At 75.9% G+C, this 23,937-nt stretch carries 21 protein-coding genes; 8 read left to right on the plus strand and 13 right to left on the minus strand.

Features of this window, described 5'->3' with window-relative positions; genetic code table 11:
• The first annotated feature begins 17 nt into the window (after window positions 1-17).
• Window positions 18-1,520, plus strand: a complete 1,503-nt coding sequence (locus tag DMP17_RS23460; RefSeq protein WP_226353964.1) for an MFS transporter — start codon at window positions 18-20, stop codon at window positions 1,518-1,520.
• A gap of 43 nt (window positions 1,521-1,563) precedes the next feature.
• Window positions 1,564-2,073: a DUF2771 family protein gene (locus DMP17_RS23465; protein ID WP_337830631.1), complete on the plus strand. Its 510-nt coding sequence runs from the start codon at window positions 1,564-1,566 to the stop codon at window positions 2,071-2,073.
• 16 nt (window positions 2,074-2,089) lie between these two features.
• Here DMP17_RS23465 and DMP17_RS23470 read toward each other — a convergent pair whose 3' ends face one another.
• The 4 genes from DMP17_RS23470 to DMP17_RS23485 form a co-directional block, all read right to left on the minus strand.
• Complete coding sequence (locus DMP17_RS23470) at window positions 2,090-3,025, minus strand: MsnO8 family LLM class oxidoreductase (protein ID WP_337830632.1); 936 nt, start codon at window positions 3,023-3,025, stop codon at window positions 2,090-2,092.
• A gap of 152 nt (window positions 3,026-3,177) precedes the next feature.
• Window positions 3,178-3,564, minus strand: coding sequence for a cold-shock protein (locus DMP17_RS23475; protein ID WP_062398128.1), 387 nt, complete (start codon window positions 3,562-3,564; stop codon window positions 3,178-3,180).
• Between the two features lie 105 nt (window positions 3,565-3,669).
• Window positions 3,670-5,334, minus strand: coding sequence for an AMP-binding protein (locus tag DMP17_RS23480; protein WP_337832717.1), 1,665 nt, complete (start codon window positions 5,332-5,334; stop codon window positions 3,670-3,672).
• Between the two features lie 79 nt (window positions 5,335-5,413).
• Complete coding sequence (locus DMP17_RS23485) at window positions 5,414-7,045, minus strand: phospholipase D-like domain-containing protein (protein WP_226367714.1); 1,632 nt, start codon at window positions 7,043-7,045, stop codon at window positions 5,414-5,416.
• 48 nt (window positions 7,046-7,093) lie between these two features.
• Between DMP17_RS23485 and DMP17_RS23490 the strand changes: the two genes are divergently transcribed.
• Window positions 7,094-7,957 (plus strand): hypothetical protein, encoded by an 864-nt coding sequence (locus tag DMP17_RS23490; protein ID WP_337830633.1) that lies wholly within the window; start codon window positions 7,094-7,096, stop codon window positions 7,955-7,957.
• On the opposite strand, the gene DMP17_RS23495 is transcribed toward DMP17_RS23490, so the two are convergent.
• The 4 genes from DMP17_RS23495 to DMP17_RS23510 all read right to left on the minus strand — a co-directional run bounded on the left by DMP17_RS23495 (window position 7,954) and on the right by DMP17_RS23510 (window position 11,681).
• Entirely contained in the window at window positions 7,954-9,135 is a 1,182-nt protein-coding gene (locus tag DMP17_RS23495) for a S8 family peptidase (RefSeq protein ID WP_337832718.1), read from the minus strand. The genes DMP17_RS23490 and DMP17_RS23495 overlap by 4 nt on opposite strands.
• A 184-nt stretch (window positions 9,136-9,319) precedes the next feature.
• Window positions 9,320-10,411, minus strand: a complete 1,092-nt coding sequence (locus tag DMP17_RS23500; protein WP_337830634.1) for a sulfate/molybdate ABC transporter ATP-binding protein — start codon at window positions 10,409-10,411, stop codon at window positions 9,320-9,322.
• Window positions 10,408-11,181, minus strand: a complete 774-nt coding sequence (locus DMP17_RS23505) for an ABC transporter permease (protein WP_226368260.1) — start codon at window positions 11,179-11,181, stop codon at window positions 10,408-10,410. Before DMP17_RS23505 ends, DMP17_RS23500 begins: the two co-directional genes overlap by 4 nt.
• Window positions 11,182-11,276: 95 nt before the next feature.
• Window positions 11,277-11,681 carry a TOBE domain-containing protein gene (locus tag DMP17_RS23510; protein ID WP_062398137.1) on the minus strand — a complete coding sequence of 135 codons (405 nt, stop codon included), beginning with the start codon at window positions 11,679-11,681 and terminating at the stop codon, window positions 11,277-11,279.
• A 107-nt stretch (window positions 11,682-11,788) separates the two neighbouring features.
• On the opposite strand from DMP17_RS23510, the gene DMP17_RS23515 reads away from it, so the two are divergent.
• The 3 genes from DMP17_RS23515 to DMP17_RS23525 all read left to right on the plus strand — a co-directional run bounded on the left by DMP17_RS23515 (window position 11,789) and on the right by DMP17_RS23525 (window position 14,495).
• Window positions 11,789-13,009 (plus strand): acyl-CoA dehydrogenase family protein, encoded by a 1,221-nt coding sequence (locus DMP17_RS23515; protein WP_443217901.1) that lies wholly within the window; start codon window positions 11,789-11,791, stop codon window positions 13,007-13,009.
• 152 nt (window positions 13,010-13,161) lie between these two features.
• Window positions 13,162-14,220, plus strand: a complete 1,059-nt coding sequence (moaA, locus tag DMP17_RS23520; protein WP_226353970.1) for a GTP 3',8-cyclase MoaA — start codon at window positions 13,162-13,164, stop codon at window positions 14,218-14,220.
• 2 nt (window positions 14,221-14,222) lie between these two features.
• A complete protein-coding gene (locus DMP17_RS23525; RefSeq protein ID WP_226353971.1) occupies window positions 14,223-14,495 on the plus strand; it encodes a MoaD/ThiS family protein in 273 nt (90 codons plus the stop codon).
• 25 nt (window positions 14,496-14,520) lie between these two features.
• Here DMP17_RS23525 and DMP17_RS23530 read toward each other — a convergent pair whose 3' ends face one another.
• Window positions 14,521-14,982, minus strand: a complete 462-nt coding sequence (locus DMP17_RS23530; protein WP_226353972.1) for a hypothetical protein — start codon at window positions 14,980-14,982, stop codon at window positions 14,521-14,523.
• Between the two features lie 104 nt (window positions 14,983-15,086).
• On the opposite strand from DMP17_RS23530, the gene DMP17_RS23535 reads away from it, so the two are divergent.
• Both DMP17_RS23535 and DMP17_RS23540 read left to right on the plus strand, forming a co-directional pair.
• Complete coding sequence (locus tag DMP17_RS23535) at window positions 15,087-15,824, plus strand: response regulator transcription factor (protein WP_337830635.1); 738 nt, start codon at window positions 15,087-15,089, stop codon at window positions 15,822-15,824.
• The gene (locus DMP17_RS23540; RefSeq protein ID WP_337830636.1) at window positions 15,824-17,101 is read left to right on the plus strand and encodes a HAMP domain-containing sensor histidine kinase; all 1,278 of its coding nucleotides are present in this window, start codon (window positions 15,824-15,826) and stop codon (window positions 17,099-17,101) included. Before DMP17_RS23535 ends, DMP17_RS23540 begins: the two co-directional genes overlap by 1 nt.
• Window positions 17,102-17,126: 25 nt before the next feature.
• Here the strand turns inward: DMP17_RS23540 and DMP17_RS23545 are convergent, their stop codons facing one another.
• The 4 genes from DMP17_RS23545 to DMP17_RS23560 form a co-directional block, all read right to left on the minus strand.
• Entirely contained in the window at window positions 17,127-17,423 is a 297-nt protein-coding gene (locus tag DMP17_RS23545; protein WP_226353975.1) for a hypothetical protein, read from the minus strand.
• The gene (locus DMP17_RS23550; protein WP_226353976.1) at window positions 17,423-18,304 is read right to left on the minus strand and encodes a polysaccharide deacetylase family protein; all 882 of its coding nucleotides are present in this window, start codon (window positions 18,302-18,304) and stop codon (window positions 17,423-17,425) included. The genes DMP17_RS23545 and DMP17_RS23550 overlap by 1 nt, the downstream gene beginning before the upstream one ends.
• A 120-nt stretch (window positions 18,305-18,424) precedes the next feature.
• A complete protein-coding gene (locus DMP17_RS23555) occupies window positions 18,425-19,420 on the minus strand; it encodes a hypothetical protein (protein WP_226353977.1) in 996 nt (331 codons plus the stop codon).
• The gene (locus DMP17_RS23560; protein ID WP_226353978.1) at window positions 19,417-23,898 is read right to left on the minus strand and encodes a hypothetical protein; all 4,482 of its coding nucleotides are present in this window, start codon (window positions 23,896-23,898) and stop codon (window positions 19,417-19,419) included. Before DMP17_RS23560 ends, DMP17_RS23555 begins: the two co-directional genes overlap by 4 nt.
• Window positions 23,899-23,937 lie beyond the last annotated feature (39 nt).

Consider the following 23,937-nt stretch of genomic DNA (forward strand, 5'->3'; position numbering starts at 1 on the left):
GCCTGCACAATGACCGCGTGGCACCGAACCCGTTCCGCAGCCGCCGCCGGGCGGCCGGGTCGAGACGTGGCCCGGACCCGCGCACCGCCCCGATCGCCTCGGACCCGGCGCTGCGCCGTGCGCGCTCCGCCGGTGCCGCCACCGACGAGCTGCCCCGCCCCGGCCCGGCCGCGGTCCCCCGCAAGCTGACGGTCACCCGGGTCGCCGTGCACCGCACCCGCGAGCTGGGCGGGCGCGCGGTCGCGCTGTTCCGGCGCGCCGCGACCGCCGACGGCGCCGACCGGTCCGGGCTGACGGCGCTCACCTACGCCACGATGCTGACCTACGCGCTCGACGCGGCGGTGGCCGTCGCGCTGGCGAACACGCTGTTCTTCGCGGCGGCGACGGCGGAGTCCACAGCGAACGTGGCGCTCTACCTGGCGATCACCGTCGCGCCGTTCGCGCTGGTGGCGCCGGTGATCGGCCCCGCGCTGGACCGGTTGCAGCGGGGCAGGCGGATCGCGATGGCGGTGTCCTGCGCCGGCCGTGCGGTGCTCGCCGTGGTGCTGGTGTTCCACCTCGACGACTGGCTGCTCTACCCGGCCGCGCTGGGGATCATGGTGCTGTCCAAGTCGTTCCTTGTGCTCAAGGCGGCCGTGACCCCGCGGGTGCTGCCGTCGACGATCACCCTGGCGACGACGAACTCCCGGCTCACCACGTTCGGGATGGCCGCGGGCGGGATCGCCGGGGCCGTCGCGGGCGGTGCGGCGCTGGCCGTCGGCGGGGCCGGGCCGCTGTGGTGGACGGCGGTGCTCGGCGTCGCCGGTGCCGTGCTCTGCCTGCGGATCCCCCGCTGGGTCGAGTCCACCGCGGGCGAGGTGACCGCGGCGGTGCCCGCCACCCGGCCGGGCAAGCGCCGGTCCCGCGCCCCCGCGACGCGGGCGGTGCTCGTCGCGCTGTGGGGCACGAGCACGGTGCGGGTGCTGACCGGGTTCCTCACGCTGTTCGTCGCGTTCGTGGTGAAGGCCGGGGCCGAGCAGTCCCCCGACGGCGATCCCGCGGGTCAGCTCGTGGTGATCGGGATGGTCGGCGCGGCCGCCGGCGTCGGGCTGTTCGCCGGGAACGCGGTGGGGGCGCGCAGCCGCTTCTCCCGGGTCGAGCCGGTGGTGCTCGCGGCGGCCGCGGCGGCGGTGCTGGCCGCGGCGGCGGTGGCGCTGCTGCCGGGCGTCCCGACGGCGGTGGTCGCGGCCCTGGTCGCGTCGACGGCGAGCGCGCTGGCGAAGGTCTGCCTCGACGCGGTGGTGCAGCGCGACCTGCCCGAGGACGCGCGGGCGTCGGCGTTCGGGCGGTCGGAGACGGTCCTGCAGCTGGCCTGGGTGCTGGGCGGCGCGATCGGGGTGCTCGCCCCGCACGACACGTTCCGCACCGGGTTCGTGATCGTGACCGGGGTGGTGGCGGTGTTCGCGCTGCAGGCCGCGCTGGTGCGCCGCGGCACCTCGCTCGTGCCCGGTCTGGGGCCGCGCCCGGCCGTCGCCCGCTGAGGGCCCACCCGCGCGCCGGGCCCGGATCCGTACGCTGGTCGGCGTGATCACCCGCCCCCGACCGCGCCCCCGCCCGTCCGCCGGTGCGCTGGCCGGGACCCTGGCCGCGGCCGCCCTCGTCCTCGCCGGGTGCGGCGGCGAGGCCCCGACGGTGACGTTCGACGTCGGCGGCACCTCGCTGACCGCCGCGCCCACCCAGTTCTGCGACACCAGCCTGCAGAACTGCCAGGACGCCCCGAACGCCCGGGTGACCGCGCAGGTCCCTCCCGGGACGGAGGTCCGCATCACGGTGCCCGAGGAGGTCTCCTCCGCGCCCTGGCAGGTCGCCTACGCGTTCACCCGCGGCACCGACCCGACCCCGGTCCAACAGCGCAGCGCGATCGCCGCGCCGGGCACCCGCACCGACTTCACGCTGTCCCTGCCCGAGCCGGGCGACCGGCTCGTGACCGCGCAGGTGCAGGTGTTCGGGGCGCCGCCGTCGATCGACCCGGAGAGCACCGACATCCAGTTCCCGGTCCGGGCGACCTGGGTACTGGTCGGCGAGCAGGGCTGAGCGGGCGACCCGGGGCTCAGCGGCCCGCGCCGAGCAGCCGGGCCAGCGCGGCGTCGGAGTCGGCCTGCGCGTCGCGGTCGTGGGTCGAGGAGAACACCAGCAGCTCGTCGGCGCGGGTGCGGGCCACGAGGTCGTCGAGCCGCTCGGCGACGGTGTCCTCGTCGCCGACGATCGCGTTCGCCAGCGCCCGGTCCACGGTCTCGCGCTGGCGCCGGGTCGTCGCGCGGTGCGGGTCCGGCGGCTCCAGCGGCGGGAACTCCCCGGTGGTGCGGGCCGCGGCGTGCGCCCACGCCTCGGACAGCGCCAGCTGCGGGTCCCCGACGAGCACGTCGGCGGACACCACCAGGTGCGCCGCGTCCCCGGCCCGCTCGCGGTAGTACGCCAGTGCCGCCGGGTCGTCGAGCACCGGACCGCCGACGACGGCCGGCAGCCCCAGGTCCCCGGCCAGCCGCAGGCCCGCGCCGGTGGCGAGCAGAAACAGCGGGACGGCGTGCTCCAGCCGCGGCCGGGCCGTCACCGGGCCGCTGCCGTCGAGGAAGGAGCGGAGCTCGTCGAGGGCGGCGCGGAACTCCGCGTCGCCGGCCCCGCCCGCGCGCAGGGCGCGGCGGACCGGCTCGGTGAACCCGGGCGAGCGGCCGATGCCCAGGTCGATCCGCCCGGGGTGCAGTGCCTCCAGCAGCGCGACCTGCTCCGCGACGACGAGCGGCTGGTGGTTGGGCAGCATGATCCCGCCCGAGCCGACCCGGATCCGCGAGGTCGCCGCGCCCACCGCGGCCATCAGGACCGGTGGGCTGCCCGACGCGATCCCGGGCACGGCGTGGTGCTCGGCCACCCAGAACCGGTGGTAGCCGAGCTGCTCGGCGCGGACGGCCCGCGCCACCGTGCCGCGGACCGCGGCGGCGTCGGGCTCCCCGGCCCGCGTCCGCGAGCGGTCCAACATCGACAGGCGCACAGTCGCCCCAACACCGTCCGTACCCGCCGCCATTCCGCCGCCTGCGCGGCACCCCGCCACGTTCCGCGGCACCCCACGCACGGGTCGCCGCGCACCGCGCCGGGTCGCCACGCAGCTGCCGGGGCGCGGCGCGACGGGGCGGGGCGGGGCGGTCAGCCGTCCAGGTCGCGGGCGACGGCCCGCACGACCTCGGCGGCCAGCTTGCAGGTCTTGCGGTCCGGGTAGCGCCCGTGCCGCAGCGCCGGCTGGATCTTGTTCTCCAGCAGGCCCATCATGTCCTCGATCAGACCGTGCAGCTCCTCGGCGGGACGGCGCGCGTTCTCCACCGCGGACGCCTGCTTCTCGACGATGCGCACGGAGAGCGCCTGCGGCCCGCGGCGGCCCTCGGCCATCCCGAACTCGACCCGCTGGCCGGACTTGAGCGCCTCCACGCCGGACGGCAGCGCCGCCTTGCGCACGTAGACGTCCTCACCGCCGTCCTGGGAGAGGAAGCCGAAGCCCTTCTCCGCGTCGTACCACTTCACCCTGCCGGTGGGCACCGTCGTCCTCGATTCCTGCTTGCTGTGTTGCTGCGTGCACGACAAACGCGCCCGGGCTCGCCGGACGCGCCGTCACCGATGGTACGCCTGGGGACCCGTCCGGGGTCAGGCGTTTCGGACGTTCGCCGCACTCTCCAGGTCGAGCAGCCCGACCGACTTCTCCCGCATCTCGACCTTGCGGACCTTGCCGGTGACCGTCATCGGGAACTCGTCGACGACGAGCACGTAGCGCGGGATCTTGTAGTGCGCCAGCTTCCCGGTGGCGAACTCGCGCAGCGTGTCGGCGGTCATGGGCGCGGAGCCCTCGCGCAGCACCACCCAGGCGCAGAGCTCCTCGCCGTAGCGCTCGTCGGGGACACCGATGACCTGGGCGTCGACGACGTCGGGGTGGGTGTAGAGGAACTCCTCGATCTCGCGCGGGTACACGTTCTCGCCGCCGCGGATGACCATGTCCTTGATCCGGCCGGTGATGTTGACGTAGCCCTCGTCGTCCATCACGGCGAGGTCGCCGGTGTGCATCCAGCGGGCGCGGTCGATGACCTCGGCGGTCTTCTCCGGCTGCTCCCAGTAGCCCAGCATCACCGAGTAGCCGCGGGTGCACAGCTCGCCCGGCTCGCCGCGCGGCAGCGTGCGGCCCGTCTCCGGGTCGACGACCTTGACCTCCAGGTGCGGGTGCACCCGCCCGACCGTGGAGACCCGGCGCTCGACGGAGTCGTCGGCCCGGGTCTGGGTGGACACCGGGCTGGTCTCGGTCATGCCGTAGGCGATGGTCACCTCGGTCATGCCCATCCGGTCGACGACCTGCTTCATCACCTCGACCGGGCACGGCGAGCCGGCCATGATCCCGGTGCGCAGGCTGGACAGGTCGTAGTCGCCGAAGGCGGGGTCGTTGAGCTCGGCGATGAACATCGTCGGCACCCCGTAGAGCGAGGTGCAGCGCTCCTGCTGCACGGCGTGCAGGGTCGCCTTCGGGTCGAAGCCCTGCGCCGGGATGACCATCGTCGCGCCGCTGGTGGAGCAGGCGAGGTTGCCCATGACCATGCCGAAGCAGTGGTAGAAGGGCACCGGGATGCAGACCCGGTCGGCCTCGGTGTAGCCGCAGGTCCGGCCGACGTAGTAGCCGTTGTTGAGGATGTTGTGGTGCGACAGCGTCGCGCCCTTCGGGAACCCGGTCGTCCCGGACGTGTACTGGATGTTGATCGGGTCGTCGGCCGTCAGCGACGCCTGCACCTGCGCCAGCTCGTCGCGGCGGGAGGCGTCGCCCGCGGCCAGCGCGTCCCACTCGGGGGAGCCGGTGATCACGACGCGCTGCAGGTCGGGGCAGTTCCCCCGGACCTCGGCGATCATCTTCTCGTAGTCGGAGGTCTTGAACGACGACGCCGACACCAGCGTCGAGATCCCGGCCTGCTTGAGCACGAACTCCAGCTCGTGGGTTCGGTACGACGGGTTGATGTTGACCAGGACGACGCCGATCTTGGCCGTCGCGAACTGGGTCAGCGTCCACTCCGCGGTGTTCGGCGACCAGATCCCGACCCGGTCCCCCACGGCGAGACCGGCGGCGAGCAGCCCGGTGGCCAGGTCGTCGACGGCGGTCCGCAGCTCGCGGTAGGTCCAGCGGCGCCCGGTCTGCACCTCGACGAGCGCGTCGTTGTCCGGCACCCGGGCGGCGGTGCGGTCGAAGTCGTCGCCGATGGTGTCGCCGAGCAACGGCGTGTCCGAGGTCCCGGACGCGTAGGACGGGACGGCGGGGGCTGCGGCGGCTGAGGTCACGACGTCGTACTCCTCGGGCGGTTCGGTGCGGGTCGTCACATCCTCGCCCCCGGACAACGCGGTTGCCAACACCCGTCGGTCAGGACGAGGACAGGCGTCGCCGCCCCGACTCGGCGACCTTCGCCGCCCCGCGCCGCGCCCCGTGGGCCGCGCGGCGCAGCGGCCGCGGCGACGGCTCCGGCCACGGACCGACCGGCACCAGCACCCGTTCGGCCGGGGCGAACCCGGCGGGGTAGCCGGGCACCCGCCAGGTCCCGGCCGGCGCGTCCGGCGGCAGCCACTCCGGGCGCCACATGCCCAGCGCGAGGTCCAGGTCGGCCAGCCGGGGCGCGAGCTCGTCGGTCAGCTCGGTGCGCAGGTGCTCGGCCCACAGCCGTACCCGCAGGTCACGCACCTGGTCGCCGGTGGTGACGAACGCCGTCGACAGCTCGGTGTCGGTGCCGCGCATCGAGCGGGAGAAGAAGTTGGCCGACCCGATGGAGGCGAAGACGTCGTCGACCAGCGCCAGCTTGGTGTGGACGGTGAGGTCCTCGATCCGGTGCATGATCACGTTGCCGCGGTCGCCCGGGTCGAGCTGGTCGATCACGCCGCGCTGGACGTCGCCGGTGACGCGGCGGCGGAACTTGTTCACCCCGGCGTCGACCGGGTCCTTGCGACCCGAGCAGACGAGCACGACCTTCACCCCGCGGGCGGCGGCGTCGCGCAGCAGCCCGTAGAGCCGGAACGCCCGTCGCCCGCCCGGGACCTCGAAGAAGTACTGGTCCTCCAGGTAGACGTAGCGGCGGGCGCCGCGGATCGCCGCGGACAGGGTGTGGAAGACCTCCTGCGCGCCGTGCCGCGGGAGCACCGTCCAGTGCCGCCGGTAGAGCATCCCGAAGTGGTCGATCTTCCACGGCCGCAGCGAGCGGAGGACCTGCACCGCGGTGCCCGGGGCGGGGCGCGGCGGGGCGGGCGGCGACGGCGGCAGGTCGGCGGCGAACGGCTCGGGGTTCATCGGTTCCCAGTCGGTGGGGCCGACCATGAACCGGCGCGGCGGCAGCGTCGCGGCCTCGGTCCAGCGACCGCGGTAGACCTCCCAGACCCGGGCGGCGCCGGGCCCGCGCAGCGCGGCGGCGCCGTCGTGCCAGCCCCAGCGCTCCTCGCCGATGGACAGCCGGTCGTGCGGCTCGGCGTCGAACCGGTTGGCGGACAGGTCCAGCCCGCCGACGTACGCCGTCAGCTCGCCCCCGACGTGGGTGAGCACCACCTTCTGGTGGTGGCAGCCGATCCCGGAGCCGGACCAGTCGAGCAGCACCCGTCCGGCCAGCTGGGGGCGGCGGCGCAGCTCCAGCGCGGCGAACGCGTTCGCCCGGAACGGCCCGATCGCCACCCCCGGGACGGAGCCGGAGAACAGCGCGGCGGTGAGCAGCACGCGCACGTCCACGCCGGCGTCGACGAGGCGGGCGAAGCGGTCGGCGAGCGCCTCGTAGCCGTCCTCGTCGGGCGCCAGGCCGTGCAGGTCCATGTCCGGTTCGAGGTTCAGCCCGGTGACCAGCACCGTGTCGCCGGGCCCCGCCCGGTCGAACAGCTCCCGCAGCCGGGCGAAGTAGTCGACGCCGTCGACGATCGGCTCCCACTCGGTGTCCTCGACGAACGTGGGGCACTCGGGGGTGGCGGGGGCGAGGTAGCGACGGGTGAGGGACGCGAGGTCGGCGGGGGGCTGGCCGGGCATGCGCCGGACGCTATCCGGATCACCGGGGGTCGCGCCTATCCTGCGGGCATGGCTCGCCCCGGCACGGTCGACCGGATCTCCGCCGCGATCGCACTGGCGGGTGCGGTGGTGGTCGGCGGATGGTTCGTGGTGACGGGGGTGCAGATCGAGCTGGTGGGACCGCCGGGCCGCGGTCCGCTGGACCGTGCGTTCCCGTTCCTGCTGGCCGCGGCCGCGGTCGCGGTGTTCGGGCTGATGGCGTGGCGGTCGTGGCGGGCGGCGGACCGCGCGGACGCGGCCGCGCCCCCGGTCCCGGCGCCGGTGGTGCTGCCGACGCCGCTGCCCGGGGCGCCGACGACCCCGGCGCCACCGGTCGCGGTGCGGGTCGTCCCGGACCTGTCGGCCGAGGGCCGGGACCGGCTGGCGCACACGATCGCGGTCCTCGTGGACGCGGGGGTGCTGCCGTCCGGCATCGCCGAGCCCGACGCGCTGGCCGGCGGGGTCGCCGACCACGGCGAGCCGGTCACGGCCGGGGCCGTGCTGGGCGCGCTGGGAGAGGCCGACCCGGACGGCTGGGACGCGTTGCTGGCCCCCCTCTCGACCTGGGCCGAGCAGGACCCCGCCGAGCACACCGCCGCGCTCGACCGGCTCGCCGGTCCGGACCACAGGGTCTCAGTCGCCGGGGCGTCGGTCGAGGTGGACGGCGCCGTCGTCGCGGTCGTGACCCCCGGTCACCCGAAGGCCCTCGACCCCGGCCCGCTCGTCGCCGCCGCCCGTGCCCTGCACGATCGCGGCGCACCCCGGATCGCCTGGCTGTGGACCGACCAGGTGGTGTGGCTCGCGACGCCGTCGGTCCCGCCCGCCGAGCTGAACGACCTGCTCGACCAGCCCGTGTACGAGCTGTGGGAGTGGGCCGACGAGGCCCGGGCCTAGAGTCCGCCGGTCTGCAGCAGCCGGTTCGGGGTACCGCCGGTGCCGCCGCCGTCGATCTTCCCCGGCACCGCGTTGTCGACGATCCACTTCTTGACGGTGGTGGCCGGCGCGTCGCCGCGGGCCTGCTTGTACAGCGCCGCCACCCCGGCCGCGAACGGCGCGGCCATCGAGGTCCCGCTGTAGGAGGCGGTGCCGCCACCGGGGACCGGCGCGACGATCCGGGTGCCCGGCGCGTAGAGCGAGACGCAGCGGCCGGTCGAGGAGTTCGACGAGCGCTTGTCGTCGATCGTCGAGTTCGCGACGACCAGCACGTCCCCGATCGCGCGGGGCAGCGCGGTGCAGTCGTCGCCGCCGGTGTTGCCGGCCGAGGAGGCCGCGAACACCCCGGAGTCGATCATGCGCTGGACGGCCTGCTGGAGGATCGGCGAGCCGCCGTAGCTCCACGACATCACCGCGACCGCGGGGCCGCGCTTGTTCTTCGACACCCAGTCCAGACCGGAGATCAGCGACGACAGCGTCCCGGTGCCGTTGCAGTCGAGCACCTTCACCGCGCGCACGGTCGCGCCCGGGGCCACGCCGTAGTCCTTCGACGCGGCGATCCCGGCGACGACGGTGCCGTGCCCGTCGCAGTCGGTGTCGGTCCGGTCGATCGTGTTGAGCTCGAGCTTCGCCCGGCCGCCGAACTCCGGGTGACTTGCGTCGACGCCGGTGTCGAGGACGAACACGTCCACCCCGGCGCCGGTCGCGGTGTGCCGGTACTGCCCGTCCAGCGGCAGGTTCGGCTGGTCGATGCGGTCGAGCCCCCAGTTGCCCGGCGCCTGCTCGGCACCCGCGGGCGGGCCGACCGGCGCGTCCTGGTGGACGGCCTGCGGGTCGAGCGGGGAGATCGCGCGGTCCTCCTCCACCCCGACGACGCCGGGCCGGTCGCGCAGCTCGGCCGCCTGGGCCGGGGTGAGGTCCGCGGCGAAGCCGTGCACCACGCTGTCGAAGGTGACCTTCGGCTCGACGCCGACGGACTCCGCGGCGGCCCGCGTCTGCCCGTCGGTCGCCGTCTGCACCAGGTACCCGGCGGGTGCCGACGGCGCCGTCTCGGCGGCGGACGCCGTCGGTGCGAGAGGAACACCGAGCGCGACCGCCAGGACACCGGCAGTGACCAGACGGGCGGCGCGGGGACGCATGGGGCTCACAGACAGCGACGCTATGCGTCTGTGACGCCTGGTGCGAGAGACACGATGGTGGCCCGGGTGACACCTGGGACCACCCGGGTGACGGAGCGTTTCGGTACCGGCGGTGCCGGGGACGCCTGCCGACCGGGGCCCGGCAGGGCTCCGAGCTGCACGATCAGCGGATCGGCCGCGGCCCTCAGGCGTGCCGGCCGTGCACGGCGACCTCGGTCGCCTTCACCGCGAACCACACCTCGTGACCGGGTTCGACACCCAGTTCGGCGACGGCGGCCGGGGTGACGTCGGCGGCCAGCCCGGACACCCAGTCCGGCCCCCCGGCGACGGGCGCGGCCCGCAGCCGCACGGTGTCCCCGCGCGGCTCCAGCGCGGCGATCCGGACCGGGAAGACGTTGCGCGGGCTGCCCTCGGGCCTGCTCGCGTGCACCGCGACCGCGGACGGCGGGAACACCGCGACGGCGGGCTCCCCCTCGGCCACCTCGACGACCCGGCCCCGGATCTCGGTCCCGTCTGCGGTGCGCACCCCGGAGCCCTCGGCGACGCCCGGCACCAGGTCCAGGCCGGCAATGCGGGCGGAGAACGCGCTCCGCGGACGGGCCAGGACGTCCCGGGCGGGGCCGGACTCGACGATCCGGCCCCGGTCCAGCACGACGACGCGGTCGGCGAGCACGAGGGCGTCGAGCGCGTCGTGGGTGATCAGCAGGGCGGTCTGCTTGCCGTCGGCGATGACCCGGCGCAGCAGGCTGCGCATGGCGGGGGTGGCGTCGACGTCGAGGGCGGCGAGCGGCTCGTCGAGCAGCAGCAGCCCCGGCCGGGGGGCCAGCGCGCGGGCCAGCGCGACCCGCTGCTGCTGTCCGCCGGACAGCTGCGCGGGGCGGCGGGCGGCGAGCCCGCCGACACCGACGGCGTCGAGCAGCTCGCGGGCCCGGGAGTCGGCCGCGGCGCGGGGCGTGCCCTGGGCCCGCGGCCCGAACGCGACGTTCGCCAGCGCCGACAGGTGCGGGAACAGCAGCGGCTCCTGGGCGAGCAGCCCGACACCGCGCCGGTGCGGCGGCACGAAGGTCCCGTCGGCGGTGTCGAGCAGGGTCCGGCCGTCGACGCGCAGGTGCCCGGAGTCCGGGCGCAGCAGCCCGGACAGGATGCCGAGCATCGTGGACTTGCCCGCCCCGTTCGGGCCGAGCACCGCGAGCACCTCGCCCGCGGCGACCGACAGCTCCAGGTCCAGGGCGAACCCGTCCCGGTCCAGCCGCGCGGCCATCTCCACCCCGCTCATCCGCGGCCGTCCAGCCCGCGCGGACGCCCGATGACGATCACGACCAGCGACACGACGACCAGCAGCAGCGACAGCGCGACCGCCCCCGCGACGTCGGTCTCCCCCTGCAGGTAGACCAGCAGCGGCAGGGTCCGGGTGGTGCCCTCCAGGCTGCCGGCGAACGCGATCGTCGCCCCGAACTCGCCCATGCAGCGGGCGAAGGCCAGCACCAGCCCGGACGCCAGTCCGGGCAGCACCAGCGGCACGGTGACCCGGCGGAAGGCCAGCCCCGGCGACGCGCCGAGGGTGGCCGCGGTCGCCTCGTAGCGCTCCCCCGCGGTCCGCAGGGCGCCCTCCAGCGACACGATGAGGAACGGCATCGCGACGAAGGTCTGGGCCAGCACCACCGCCGCCGTCGTGAACGGGATGAAGATCCCGAACGCGGTGTCCAGACCCTGCCCGACCAGGCCCTTGGCTCCGAGCAGGAACAGCAGCGACAGCCCGCCGACGACCGGCGGCAGCACCAGCGGGAGCAGGACGACCGAGCGGATCCCGCGCATCAGGCGGGGCAGCCGGTTGATCCGGCCGCGGGCCAGGACCACCGCGAGCGGCCCGCCGAGCAGCAGGCACAGCGTCGTGGAGATCGCCGCGGTGAGCAGCGACAGGCGCAGCGCCGACAGCGCGGCCTCGCTGGTGAGCAGGCGGGGGGTCTCCGCCCAGTCGGCCTCCCACAGCAGGCCGAGCACGGGCAGCGCGATGACCAGGAAGCCGATGCCGGCCGGGACCCACATCCAGACCGGCAGTCCGACGCCGGTGCCGTGGCGGTCGGCCGCGCCCTCGCGGCGCCGGGTCGGGGCCGGCGCGGGGGCGGTGCCGGCCCCGGGGGTCACAGGTGCCCGCCCGGCGTCTCCACCACCACGTTCGTCGACTTGATCACCGCCACCGCGAGCGCGCCGGGCTCGAGACCGAGGTCGCGCACGGCCTCGCTGCTCATCAGCGACACCACGCGGTGCGGGCCGCACTGCATCTCGACCTGGGCCATCACCGTGTCGGCCAGCACCGAGGTGACCAGGCCGACCATGCGGTTGCGGGCCGAGCGCTGCACCACCGAGGGGTCCGGCGGGGCGGACGCGTGGTCGCGGGCGAACGCGGCGAGCGCGGCGCCGTCGATGACCTTGCGGTTCGACGCGTCCGCCTGCACCGGCAGCGTCCCCGCGTCCACCCAGCGGCGGACGGTGTCGTCGCTGACGCCGAGCAGTCGGGCGGCCTCGGAGATCCTGAAGTGCGGCACGACCCGGATACTATGGTCGCGCCTGCGGTGGTGCCACGCTGGATACCCCGCGGGATGTCGGGATCGCGCGCTGCCGGGTGCCGGGGACCTGTGGTCTGATCGGTGACGTGGACTTCGCACCCAGCGCCGTGGCGGCCGACTACACCGCGCGCATGCGCGCCTTCCTCGACGAGGAGGTCCTCCCGGCCGAGGCCTCCTACGACGCGTTCCGGGCCGAGCGGCGCGGCACCCCGGAGGAGTGGGCCCTGCCCCCGGTGGTCGAGGAGCTGAAGGCGAAGGCCCGCGGGCGTGGCCTGTGGAACCTGTTCCTGCCGGACGTGTCGGGGCTGTCGAACCTGGAGTACGCGCCGGTCGCGGAGGTCTCCGGCTGGTCCCCGGTCATCGCGCCGGAGGTGATCAACTGCCAGGCCCCGGACACCGGGAACATGGAGACGCTGCACCTGTTCGGCACCGACGAGCAGAAGCAGCAGTGGCTGGAGCCGCTGCTCGACGGCGAGATCCGCTCGGCGTTCGCGATGACCGAGCCGGACGTCGCGTCGTCGGACGCCACGAACATCGAGACCCGGATCCGGCGCGACGGCGACGACTACGTCATCGACGGCCGCAAGTGGTGGATCTCCGGTGCCGCGGACGAGCGCTGCCGGATCTTCATCGTCATGGGCAAGACCGCCGACGACAGCGACGACACCGTGTCGACGCACCGCCGGCAGTCGATGATCCTCGTCCCGCGCGACACCCCCGGCCTGACGATCGAGCGGCACCTGCCGACGTTCGGCTTCCAGGACCAGCACGGGCACTCCGAACTGCGCCTCGAGGGCGTGCGGGTGCCGGCGTCGAACCTGCTCGGCGAGGAGGGCGGCGGGTTCGCCATCGCCCAGGCCCGGCTCGGCCCGGGCCGCATCCACCACTGCATGCGGCTGATCGGCATGGCCGAGCGGGCGCTGCACCTGATGACCGAGCGCGCGCAGGCGCGGGTCGCGTTCGGCAAGCCGCTGGCCGAGCAGGGCGTGGTGCGCGAGCAGATCGCGCTGTGCCGGATGGAGATCGAGCAGGCCCGGCTGCTGACGCTCAAGACGGCGTGGTTGATCGACAACCACGGCGCGAAGGGCGCGGCCACCGAGATCGCCGCGATCAAGGTCGTCGTGCCGCGGATGGCGTGCACCGTGATCGACCGGGCGATGCAGGTGCACGGCGGCGCCGCGATGAGCGACGACACCCCGCTGGCCTACTTCTACGCCTGGGCGCGCGCCCTGCGCTTCGCCGACGGACCGGACGAGGTGCACATCCGCTCGGTCGCCCGGCAGGAGCTGAAGGCCCACCGGAAGTAATCGTGTCCCTATCCTTTCGACTAGGTACACGATGACTAGTTCCGCACCTGCGACGGCGTGACCCCGGCCACGTCCGCGGGTGCGGATCATCGGTCTGAGCTGCGGAAACCCGCCCTGGGCGGGCGCGGGCGACGGCGGTTAGCCTCGGGCCCATGACCACCGAGCTCGGCCTGCCGTCGCTACGGGGCGGCACGTCCCGGGACCCGGCCCGACCGGCCGACCCCCGTCTCGTCGACGGGTTCGGCCGGGTCGCGACCGACCTGCGGATCTCGCTCACCGACCGCTGCAACCTGCGCTGCACCTACTGCATGCCCGCCGAGGGCCTGGACTGGATGCCGCGCTCGGAGCAGCTGACCGACGACGAGCTGAACCGGCTCATCGCCGTCGCGGTGCGCGACCTCGGCATCGAGGAGCTGCGGTTCACCGGCGGTGAGCCGCTGCTGCGCAAGGGCCTGGAGGAGATCTTCTCCGCGGCGTCGGCGCTGGAGCCCCGCCCCGACATCTCGCTGACCACTAACGGCATCGGGCTCGCCCGCCGCGCCGAGGCCCTCGCGGCCTCCGGGGTGAACCGGCTCAACGTCTCGATGGACACCCTGCGCCCGGAGCGGTTCGCGCAGATCACCCGACGCGACCGGCTGTCGGACGTCATCGACGGGATGGCCGCCGCGCACGCCGCGGGCCTGTCCCCGGTGAAGATCAACGCGGTGCTGCTGCGCGGCGTGAACGACGACGAGGCCGCGGACCTGCTGGAGTTCGCGCTGACCCACGGCTACCAGCTGCGTTTCATCGAGCAGATGCCGCTCGACGCCCAGCACGGCTGGCGCCGCACCGAGATGATCACCGCCGACGAGATCCTGGCGCGGCTCGAGGAGCGCTTCGTGCTCACCCCGTCCGACGAGGACCGCGGCGGTGCGCCCGCCGAGCGGTTCGTGGTGAACGGGGGCCCCGCCACCGTCGGGGTGATCGCCTCGGTGACCCGCCCGTTCTGCGGGGCCTGCGACCGGACCCGCCTCACCGCCGACGGCCAGGTCCGCACCTGCCTGTTCGCCACCGGCGAGACCGACCTGCGCGCCATGCTCCGCGGCGGCGCGACCGACGCCGAGATCGCCGACGTCTGGCGCGACGCGATGTGGGGCAAGAAGGCGGGCCACGGCATCGACGACCCCGGATTCCTGCAGCCCGCGCGCCCCATGAGCGCGATCGGAGGATGAGCATGACCCTGTCCCTGGAGACCAGGACGCTGACCGTCCGCTACTTCGCCGCCGCCAAGGCGGCCGCCGGCACCGGCGAGGAGACCGTCGAGCTGCCCGACGGCGCGACGGTGGCCGACGCCGTCGCCGCGCTCGGCACCGCGCACGGCCCGGAGCTGGGGCAGGTGCTGCTGCGCTGCAGCTTCCTGCTCGACGAGGTGGCGGTGCGCGACCGCTCCGCCGCGGTCGGCGGAGCGGCCACGCTCGACGTGCTCCCGCCGTTCGCCGGCGGCTGAGACCCCGGCACGGTCCCCGAGGGGATCAGTCCTCGGGGACGGTCGCGACCCGGCCGGTCGGCACCCCACCGGCGCAGCCCAGCGTGACCCGGACGTCCGGGACGTCGTCGCCGTCGAAGACGACCTCGGCCGGGCCGATGTCCTTGTCGTCCTCACGCTCCCAGCCCTGCGCGGGGTTGACCGACACGATCCGCGGGGTCGCGCCGTCGCAGCGGACCAGGACGTTCCCCGCCGACCCGGCCTGCACCACCGCGGGCGGGGCGGCGGCGGGTGCCGTCGTCGGGACGGGCGCGGGTGCCGGTGGCGCGGCGGTGGCGGCCTGCTGGGCCAGGCGGGCGTCCACCTGCTCGGCGCTGAGCGGCTGCGTCTGCGTGCCCGCGAGGTCGCTGCCGATGCTCCCGACGGCCGTCAGGCCCAGGAGCAGGGCACCGGCGGCCGCGGCGGTCCAGAGCGCGATCTGCAGGACGGGGCGCGTCGGTCGTTCCACGCGCACAGCATGCCCCGGACCCCGGTTAACGGATCCCTAAACGGGACACAAGCGACGGCTGTGCCCCACCGCGGGCGGGGTCGCGGCGGATAGGTTCTCCCTCCGTGGCCCAGATCCTGATCGTCGAGGACGACCCCGGCATCCGCGGTGCGCTCATCCGCGGGCTGACCGAGCGGGGGCACGCCGTCGACTCCGCACCGACCGCGATGGCCGGGCTGGAGCACGCCGTCGGGAAGCGGCCCGACCTCGTGGTGCTCGACCTCGGCCTGCCCGACATGGACGGCACCACCATGCTGCGGATGCTGCGCGGCGCCAGCACGGTGCCGGTGATCGTCGCGACCGCCCGCGACGACGAGACCGAGATCGTCTCCGTGCTCGACGCGGGCGCCGACGACTACCTGGTCAAGCCGTTCGCCGCCGCCCAGCTCGACGCCCGGATCCGGGCGGTGCTGCGCCGGCTCGGCGACGGGGCGGCCGACCCGACGGTCGTCGTCGGCGGGCTGACGGTGGACCCGCGTTCGCGGCGCGCGGTGCTCGACGGCGCCGAGCTGGAGCTGACGCCGCGCGAGTTCGACCTGCTGCACCACCTCGCCGCCCGCGCCGACCAGGTCGTCAGCAAGCGGGAGCTGGTGACCGAGGTCTGGCAGCAGCCCTACGGCGGCGCCGACAAGACCGTCGACGTGCACCTGTCGTGGCTGCGCCGCAAGCTCGGCGAGACCGCGCAGGCCCCGCGCTACCTGCACTCGGTGCGCGGCGTCGGGGTCCGGCTGTCCGCGCCGTCCGCGCCGTCCGCGCCGTCGGCGACGCCCGCGCCGCCGGGGACCGGGCCGGGCACCGCCTGATGCGACGGCGCATCCTCGTCCTCGTCGGGGCGACCGTGCTGCTGGTGCTGGTCGCGTTCGCGGTCCCGCTCGCGACGCTGATCCGCTCGGTCGCGGAGAGCTCGGCGGTGTCCGCGGCGACCGTCCAGGCCCAGGTGCTGACCCCGGCCGTCGCGGGCGGGGACCGGTCGGTGCTGGTCCCCGCCGTCCAGAACGCCGACGGCCGCGACGCCTCCGACGTCTCGGTGTTCCTGCCCGACGGCACCGTGCTCGGCGCGCCCGCACCGCGCAGCCCGGTGGTCCGCCTGGGACTGCTCGGGACGAGCGCGTCGACCGAGGCGGCCGGCGGGCGCGAGCTGGTGTTCGCGGTGACCGGCGCCGCGGGCGGCAACGCCGCGATCCGCGTGTTCGTCCCCGACGCCGAGCTCACCCGCGGGGTGACCCGCTCCTGGCTGCTGCTGGGCGGGCTGTCGCTGGTGCTGCTCGCCGGCGGGCTGCTGCTCGCGGACCGGCTGGCCCGCACCCTCGTCGACGCCACCACCGACCTGTCCGGGGTGTCGGAGCGGCTCGCGGCCGGGGACCTGTCCGCGCGCGCCGACGCCGGCGCCCCGGCCGAGCTCGGTGTCGTCGCGGGCGCGCTGAACGGGCTGGCCGGGCGGATCTCGGAGCTGCTGCGCGAGGAGCGGGAGAACGTCGCGGACCTGGCGCACCGGGTCCGCACCCCGCTGACCGCCCTGCAGCTCGACGCCGAGGCCCTGCGCGACCCGGACGAGTCCGCACGGCTGTCGGCCGGGGTCGACGGCGTCCGGCGCGCGGTCACCGGCGCGATCAAGCAGGCCCGGCGACGCGGCGGCACGACCCGCAGCGCGGACGCGGCGGCCGTCGTCCGGGAGCGGGTGGAGTTCTGGCGGGTGCTGGCCGAGGACACCGACCGCTCGGTGACCCTGCACCTGGCCGACGGCCCGCTGCCCGTGGCCTGCGCACCCGGCGACCTGGAGGCGTGTGTGGACGCGCTGCTGGGCAACGTCTTCGCGCACACCCCGGACGGCACGGCCTTCGGCGTGGAGCTGTCGGCCCGGACCGGCGGGGGCGCCCGGGTCGTCGTGCACGACGACGGCCCGGGGCTGCCGCCCGGGACCGACCCCACCTCCCGCGGGGTCAGCGGCGGCGGCTCGACGGGGCTGGGCCTCGACATCGCCCGGCGCACCGCCGACCAGGGCGGCGGGTCGCTGACGGTGGACTCCCCCGCCGGGGGCGGGCTGCGGGTCGAGCTGGAGCTGGGGCCACCGGCGGGCTGAGCCCGGCCGCTCGGGGCCTCCGCCCTCACCGGACCGCGGCGGCCGCGGCCAGCAGGGCGTCGCGCACCGCGGCGCGGTCACCCGCGTGCAGCGCGTCCACCAGCTGTCCGAGGGTCCGCGCGACCGTGCCGCGCCCGGTCGGCGCGGTCACCGTCCATCCCCCGGGCACCGCCCGCACGCGGACCCCGCCACCCGGCCCGGGACCGTCGGCGGCCGGGGCCCGCACCAGCCGGGTCGCCGCCGCGGCGACGGCGGCCCGCCGCCGGGGCCCCGCGACGAGTGCGCCGTCCGGGTCGTGCGGACGCCCGCAGGCCCCGCACATCAGCGGCGCGGGTGCCGGGTGAGGAAGTCCCGGGCGATGCCGTCGAAGGTGGACCAGCGCACCCCGTCGTGGCCGGAGATGTGCTCGATCAGCCGTTCCAGCATGAGCAGCACCTGCGGGCGTCCCGAGACGTCCGGGTGGATCGTGATCGTGAAGACCGCGTAGTCCTGCTCGCGGTACACCCAGTCGAACTGGTCGCGCCACATCTGCTCGATGTCGCGCGGGTTCACGAAGCCGTGCGAGTTCGGGCTGGACTTGATGAACATCATCGGCGGCAGGTCGTCGAGGTACCAGGACGCGGGGATCTCGACCAGGTCGGTCTCCTCCCCGCGGACGAGGGGCTTCATCCACTCGCGGGCGGGCCGGTCGTAGTCGATCGGGGTCCAGGAGTCGCCGACGCGGACGTAGTACGGCTCGAAGTCGCGGTGCATCAGCGAGTGGTCGTAGGTGATGCCGCGTTCGAGGAGCAGCTCGTTGGTGACCCGGGAGAACTCCCACCACGGCGCGACGTAGCCGGTCGGGCGGGCCCCGGCCCGGTCGGTGATCAGCCCGATGCAGTGGTCGAGGATGTCGGACTCCTGCTCCCGGCTCATCGCGATCGGGTTCTCGTGGGAGTAGCCGTGCACACCGATCTCGTGCCCGGCCGCGACGACCGCGTCGAACTGCTCCGGGAACGTCTCGATCGAGTGCCCGGGCCAGAACCAGGTCGACGGCAGGTCGTAGCGGGCGAGCAGCCGGTTCAGCCGCGGGACGCCGACCTCCCCGGCGAACACGCCGCGCGAGATGTCCCCCGGCGAGTCCTCACCGCCGTAGGACCCGAGCCAGCCGCCGACCGCGTCGACGTCGATCCCGAACGCCACGAAGATCTCTTTACCGGCCACGTCCGCACCTCCGCACCCGCGCCGCCCGGTCGGCGGCGACACCCGATGCGACCACGGTCACACCGTCGGCGCAGATCCTGAGGTGGCGTTGGGAACCGCTGATCCGGACCGGGTGGGCCCTCAGGCCGGGGTGAGCCCGTCGCGCCAGTCCGGGTCACCGGCCAGCACCGTGACCCCGACGGCCTCCTGGGCCAGCCGCGCCCCGGCGGCGAACAGGTCACGGACGGGACCGCGCAGCCGGGCGTCGAGCCACTCGACGTCGCTGTGGTCCACCGTTCGCGACGACGCCGGACGCCCGTGCCGCAGCAGCGCCCGGTACAGCCCGGTCGCGGGCCGCACCGGCGGCAGGCCGTGCGCCTCGGCGAGGTCGGAGGCGGCACGTGGGATCCGCAGCCCGGCGGCGTCGAGGTCGCCGAAGTAGCGGACCGCCGCGGGCGGGTCGTCGCGCAGGGCGAGCACCGACGCGGTGAACGCGTTCCCCGCGCCCCAGGCGAGGCCACCGACCGGGCCGGGGTCGGGCGCCAGGGCGCGGCGCAGCGAGTCCAGGGTGTCGGCGTTCCCGACGACGAGCAGCACCGGCCCGTCGCCGGGCAGGCGGTCGCGGTGCAGCGGCGGGACGACCCGGCGGGCCCGCAGGACCTCCGGGGTCAGCCCGCCGGGCAGCGGGCCGTCGAAGGCCTTCTCGTCGCCGGTGATCTCCAGCGCGCGCTCGCGCAGCGGGACCTCGGCCGCGCGGGACGCGTGGGCGAACAGCCAGTCGTTGACCTGCAGCAGCACCCGCGACGGCCGTCGCAGGTCCGCGGCCCCCGACAGCGCGGGATGCCACGGGCCCCGGTCGGCCGTGGCCGGGGCGACGTCCGCGCGCGCACGGACCAGCCGTACCGAGTTCGGCAGCGGCGGCACCCCGTCGTCGGTCCGGTCGGTCGGCTCCAGCACGCCCGCGGCGGCCAGCTCGGCCAGGACCCCGGCGAGGTTCCGCCGGGCGTCGACGCTTCCGGCCATCGTGGGGTCCGCCTGCAGGAACGCCGCTCGCACCGCCGAGCGCGGGATCCGGGTCCGCCCGGAGGCCGCCAGCAGCTCGGCGAGCCGCTCCGCGACGGGCCCGGGCGGGGTCATCCGGCCGACCCCGCGCCGTCGTCGCCGGTGCCGGCGGCCACCGCGGCCTCGGGGCGCCGGTAGACGCGGGCGGCGGTGATCCGGCCGCCGGGGGCGTCGGCGTCGGGCACCGACCGGGTGACCCGCTCGTCGACGGACAGGTACTTGCGCCCGGCGCGCAGGTCGGCGTCGTTGCGCAGCCGCACGAGCAGCGGGAACGACGACAGCGCACCCGCGTCGAACAGTCCGGTCGTGTAGACCAGCTGCACGCCGAGCGCCTGCGCCACGCCGAACTGCAGCTCCAGCAGGTACCCCGCCGACGCGCGCCCGATCGGGTTGTCGAGGAACAGCACGCCCGCGTGCGCCCGCCTGCCCTGCCCGCGCTGGTGCGCCCGCAGCGCCGCCATCGTGCAGTACAGGACGATCGCCGCGGTCAGCTGCTGCCCGCCGGAGAACACGTCCTTGATCGCGGAGACGCGCAGCCGCTCGGTGCGCAGCACGGCGTCGGGCTTGAGCATCTCGACCCGGACGCCCTTCGGCATCGCCGCCCGGACCCCGCGCAGCAGCATGGACATGCCGTCGCGCCGGTCCTTCGCCTTGCCGCCCGCCATGCCGGTGGCGGTGCGGTCGACGACGGCGCCGAGCTCGTGGCGCAGCGCCGCGTCGGGCAGCTCCTCGAACCGGATCCGCAGGAACTGCTGGCCCGACCAGTCGCCGAGGCCCTCGGGCAGCTGGGACAGCCGCTGCGCGAGGCGCACCGTGCGCAGCGCCTCGCCGACCATCCCGGACAGCCGGGTGACGATCCCGGAGCGGTGCCGCTCGATGTTGCCGAGGTCGTCGTCGAGGGAGCGCAGCCGCGGGCGCAGCGCGGCGATCCACTCCGCGGCGAGGCCGGGCATCTCCGACCGGTCGACGCCGCCGATGTGGCGGTGCACCGGGGAGCTCAGGGTCGCGAACCGCGGGTCCTGGGCGAAGCGGGCGACGGCGTCGACCCCCTCGCGGACCTTCTTCTCGGCCCGCGTCCGCTCCCCCGCCGCGTCGCGGACGGCGTTCTGGTGGCGCTTGAGCGCGGCCTGGGCGGCCTCGACGTCACCGTCGAACGGCACCCCGGCCGGCTCGGGCGTCTCGTCCAGCGAGGACACGACCAGCCCGAACCCACGGGCGAGGTCGGTGGCGGTGCGGTGGGCGTCCTCGGCGTCGGTCCGGGCCCGACGACGGCGTTCCAGGTCCTTGCCCGCCGCGTCCAGGTCGGCCGTGGCGCGGGCGACCAGCTCACGGCCGTGCTCGGCGTCGCGGGGCGGGTCGTAGGGGTCGATCGGCCGCTCGCCGCCGGTGAACCGCTCCAGCTCGCGGCGGGCGACGGCCAGCTCGGTCGCGGCGTCGGCGCGGCGGCTCTCGGCCTCGTCGTAGGCGGTCCGGGCCTGGTCGGCGGCGGCGCGGCGGCTGGCGGCGTCGGCACCGTCGGGGGTGTGCAGGAACGCCGTCGCGGCCTCGACGACGGTGCGCGGCAGCCCGTCGACGGCGACCCGCCGCTCCCGCGCGTCGGCCTCGGCCCGCTCCAGCGCACCGTGCAGGTCGGTGTCGACGGAGGCCGAGGCGTAGGCGTCGCGGGCCCGCTGGAACTCCTCGCGCAGCTCGGCCAGCGACCCCTCGGGGGTCCCCTCCGGCTCCCCGTCCTGCCCGCCGACCTCGTCGGTGGAGACCGGGAGGGCCGCGGCCTCGTCGCGCAGGGTCGTGCCGATGCCGCGCTGCCGGTCGCGCGTCTGCTGGGCGTCGGCGGCCTCGCGACCGGCACGGTCGGCGGTGGTCCCGGCGGCGTCGGCCTCCTCGCGGGCCCGCGCGGCGTCGGCCTCCCCGGTGCGCATCCGCTCCTCGTGCGTCGCCCGGCGGGCGAGCTCGGTGCGCAGCGCGGCCAGCGCGTCCGCCCGGCGACGCGTGTCCCCGGCGGTCCGCTCCAGACCCGGCCGGTCGACGGTGAGCCGGTCGGCGCGCTCGTCGAGGTCCTCGACCTCGGCACGGGTCGCCTCGTGCTCGGCGACGGCGGCGGCCCGCGTGGTCTCCGCGGCCTCGGCGGCCCCGGTCAGGTCGGCGAGGGTGGGACGACGGTCGCGCAGCGCGGCGAACCGGTCCCGCAGCCTGCGGTCGTCGTCGAGGACGGTCTCCAGCTCGGCGAGCCGGGCGGCGCGCTCGGTGGTCTCGGCGACGAGCCGGACCCGGACCTGCTCGGCGGCCTCCTCGTCGTGCAGGGCCGGGTTGGGCGGCACGACGAAGTCGATCCCGGGCGCCGCGTCGGCGTCGGCGCGCAGCGCGGCGGTGGTGCCGACCGCGACCAGGCAGGCCGGCAGCAGCCGCGCCGCGTCCAGCTCGGCGCGGGCCCGCTCGGCGTCGCGCGCGTCGTTGAGCAGCACCCCGCCCGCCAGGTGCGGCAGCCGCGCCAGCACGGTCTCCCGGTCGGGGGCGGGCAGCTTCGCCAGGTAGCGACGGCCAGACCAGGCGGTGATCCCGGCCGCCTCCAGCGCCGCGAGGACGTCCTCGATCTCCGTCGGGTCGGGCAGCAGGCCGCCGTCACCGAGCGCGGCGAGCGCACGTTCGTCGCGGCGCTGGTCGCCGTGCAGGGTCGTCCGCTCCCGCTCGGCGCCGCGGATCGCGGTGGTCAGGGTGTCGACGACGAGGCCCGCGTCGGTGTCCGGGCGGATCTCGTCGAGCCCGAGCAGCTCCGCGGGCCGGACCTCCCCGGCGAGCGCGACGGCGTCGGCCTCCGCGGCGGAGCGCGCGGCCTCGGCGGTCGCGGCGTCGGCGCGGGCGGCGGCCGCCGCGTCCTGGGCGGCGGTGCGGCGGGCCTCGGCGGCCCGTCGCTCCTCGCGGATCGTGGCGGCCGCGGTGTCGGCGTCGGCGAGCGCGGTGGCGCACCGCTCCGCCTCGGTCCGGGCGGCGGCCGCGGAGTCCTCGACGTCGGCGGCGGTCGAGCCCGCCTTCAGGTGCCCGGCGGAGACGGCGGCGGCGACCCGGGTGTCGAGGTCGTCGAGGGCCTCCCGGGCGGTGGTGGCGGCGCTCTCGGCGCGGGCGGCGTCGGCGGTGCGGGTGACCTGCTCGCGACGGGCGGCCGCCGCGCGCTCCTCGGCGTCGGCGCGGTGTTCCTCCGCCGCGTCGGCGGCGGCGTCGGCCTCCGCGGCGACCCGGGCCAGCGCGACCGCGAGCGCGCGGGCGGCGTCCTGCCGGGCGGCGAGCGCGGGCCGGGCCTTCTGCTCCTCCTCCTCGACGCGGGCGCGCAGCCGCGCGGCCTCGGCGGCGGCGACGCGGTGCGCCAGGACCGGTTCGACGGCGTCGCGGGCCATCGAGACGGCCGACGCGGCGTCGCGCTCGCGGGTCGCCTCGGCCGCGGTCCGCTCGGCGGCCTCGACGGCGAGCCCCGCGGTGAGTCTGCGCAGCTCACCGACGGTGTCCTGCAGCCGTTCCGCGGCCCGGGCCGCGGACTGCTCGGCCTCGACCGCGCCGGTGGCCTCCTCGGCGGCGGTCACCGAGCGGGCTTCCTCGGCGATCCGGCGGGCCGCGATCCGCGACGCGGTCGCCGCCAGCTCGGTGCGCGCGGCGGTCTCGGTGTCGCGGGCGGCGGTCGCGGTGGCCTCGGCGTCGACCATCGGCTCGAGCCGGGACAGCGTGCCGTCGACGAACTCCCGCTCGGTCTCCAGCTCCTCGCGCTGGGCGAGCCGGTCAGCGTAGCCGGCGACGAGCTCGGCGACGTTCTGCGGCTCCGCCGGGTCGAGCACCGCGCGCAGCAGGAAGTCGACGAACGCCTCGTCGGAGGAGAACGAGAACGCCTCGGCGGCCTCGCCCTCGCCGGCGTTCATCGCGCGCTGGTAGCGGAACAGCTCCGGGTCCAGCCCGACCTCGACGAGGTGACGGGTCCAGTCCCGGTGCCCGGTCTCCCAGGCGAGCTCGGCGTCCGGGTGCTCGCGGTGCGCGGTCTGCAGGCGCTCCCGGAAGGCGGCCAGGGTGACCCGGCGCCCGTCGTGGGTGAACGGCAGGTCGTCGAGGCCCATCCCGGGGACCGGCCGGAAGGAGAACCAGGCGTCGGCCAGCTTCTCCGGGTCGGTGGAGGCGACGTGCCCGCGCCACTCCGACACCTTCCCGGTGACCAGCAGCCGTCCGGTGCCGACGTGCATCCACTCGCAGACGACGTGCGCCACGTCCTCGGCCAGCACGAAGTTCTCCAGCACCGTGGTGCTGGTGGTCCCGACGACCTGGCGCCGCCCGGGCAGCAGCACCGAGAAGATCAGCTTGAGCAGGACGGACTTGCCGCCGCCGTTCTCCAGGAACAGCACCGACGCGGGCGATGGCCGGCGCGGCGTCGTGCGGTCGAGCGCGTCCGGGGCGAACAGGTCCTCCTGCACGGCGACCTTCACCGGGGCCCCGACGCCCCGCAGGTCGAGCGCGACGTCCTGGTAGCGGGCGGCGGTCGGACCGACGGAGAACAGGCGGACGCGGGTCAGCTCATACATCGCGGTCCTCCGTGGGGTGGTCGGTCGGCGGGGTGCTCG

It is taken from the genome of Pseudonocardia sp. TMWB2A (assembly GCF_017312135.1).

Coding starts and splice junctions, on each gene's coding strand:
- DMP17_RS23485 (WP_226367714.1), bottom strand. CDS start 7,045: ATGCCCGGCCAGCCCCCCGCCGACCTCGCGTCCCTCACCCGTCGCTAC.
- DMP17_RS23490 (WP_337830633.1), top strand. CDS start 7,094: ATGGCTCGCCCCGGCACGGTCGACCGGATCTCCGCCGCGATCGCACTG.
- DMP17_RS23495 (WP_337832718.1), bottom strand. CDS start 9,135: ATGCGTCCCCGCGCCGCCCGTCTGGTCACTGCCGGTGTCCTGGCGGTC.
- DMP17_RS23500 (WP_337830634.1), bottom strand. CDS start 10,411: ATGAGCGGGGTGGAGATGGCCGCGCGGCTGGACCGGGACGGGTTCGCC.
- DMP17_RS23505 (WP_226368260.1), bottom strand. CDS start 11,181: ATGTGGGTCCCGGCCGGCATCGGCTTCCTGGTCATCGCGCTGCCCGTG.
- moaA (WP_226353970.1), top strand. CDS start 13,162: ATGACCACCGAGCTCGGCCTGCCGTCGCTACGGGGCGGCACGTCCCGG.
- DMP17_RS23525 (WP_226353971.1), top strand. CDS start 14,223: ATGACCCTGTCCCTGGAGACCAGGACGCTGACCGTCCGCTACTTCGCC.
- DMP17_RS23540 (WP_337830636.1), top strand. CDS start 15,824: ATGCGACGGCGCATCCTCGTCCTCGTCGGGGCGACCGTGCTGCTGGTG.
- DMP17_RS23545 (WP_226353975.1), bottom strand. CDS start 17,423: ATGTGCGGGGCCTGCGGGCGTCCGCACGACCCGGACGGCGCACTCGTC.
- DMP17_RS23555 (WP_226353977.1), bottom strand. CDS start 19,420: ATGACCCCGCCCGGGCCCGTCGCGGAGCGGCTCGCCGAGCTGCTGGCG.
- DMP17_RS23560 (WP_226353978.1), bottom strand. CDS start 23,898: ATGTATGAGCTGACCCGCGTCCGCCTGTTCTCCGTCGGTCCGACCGCC.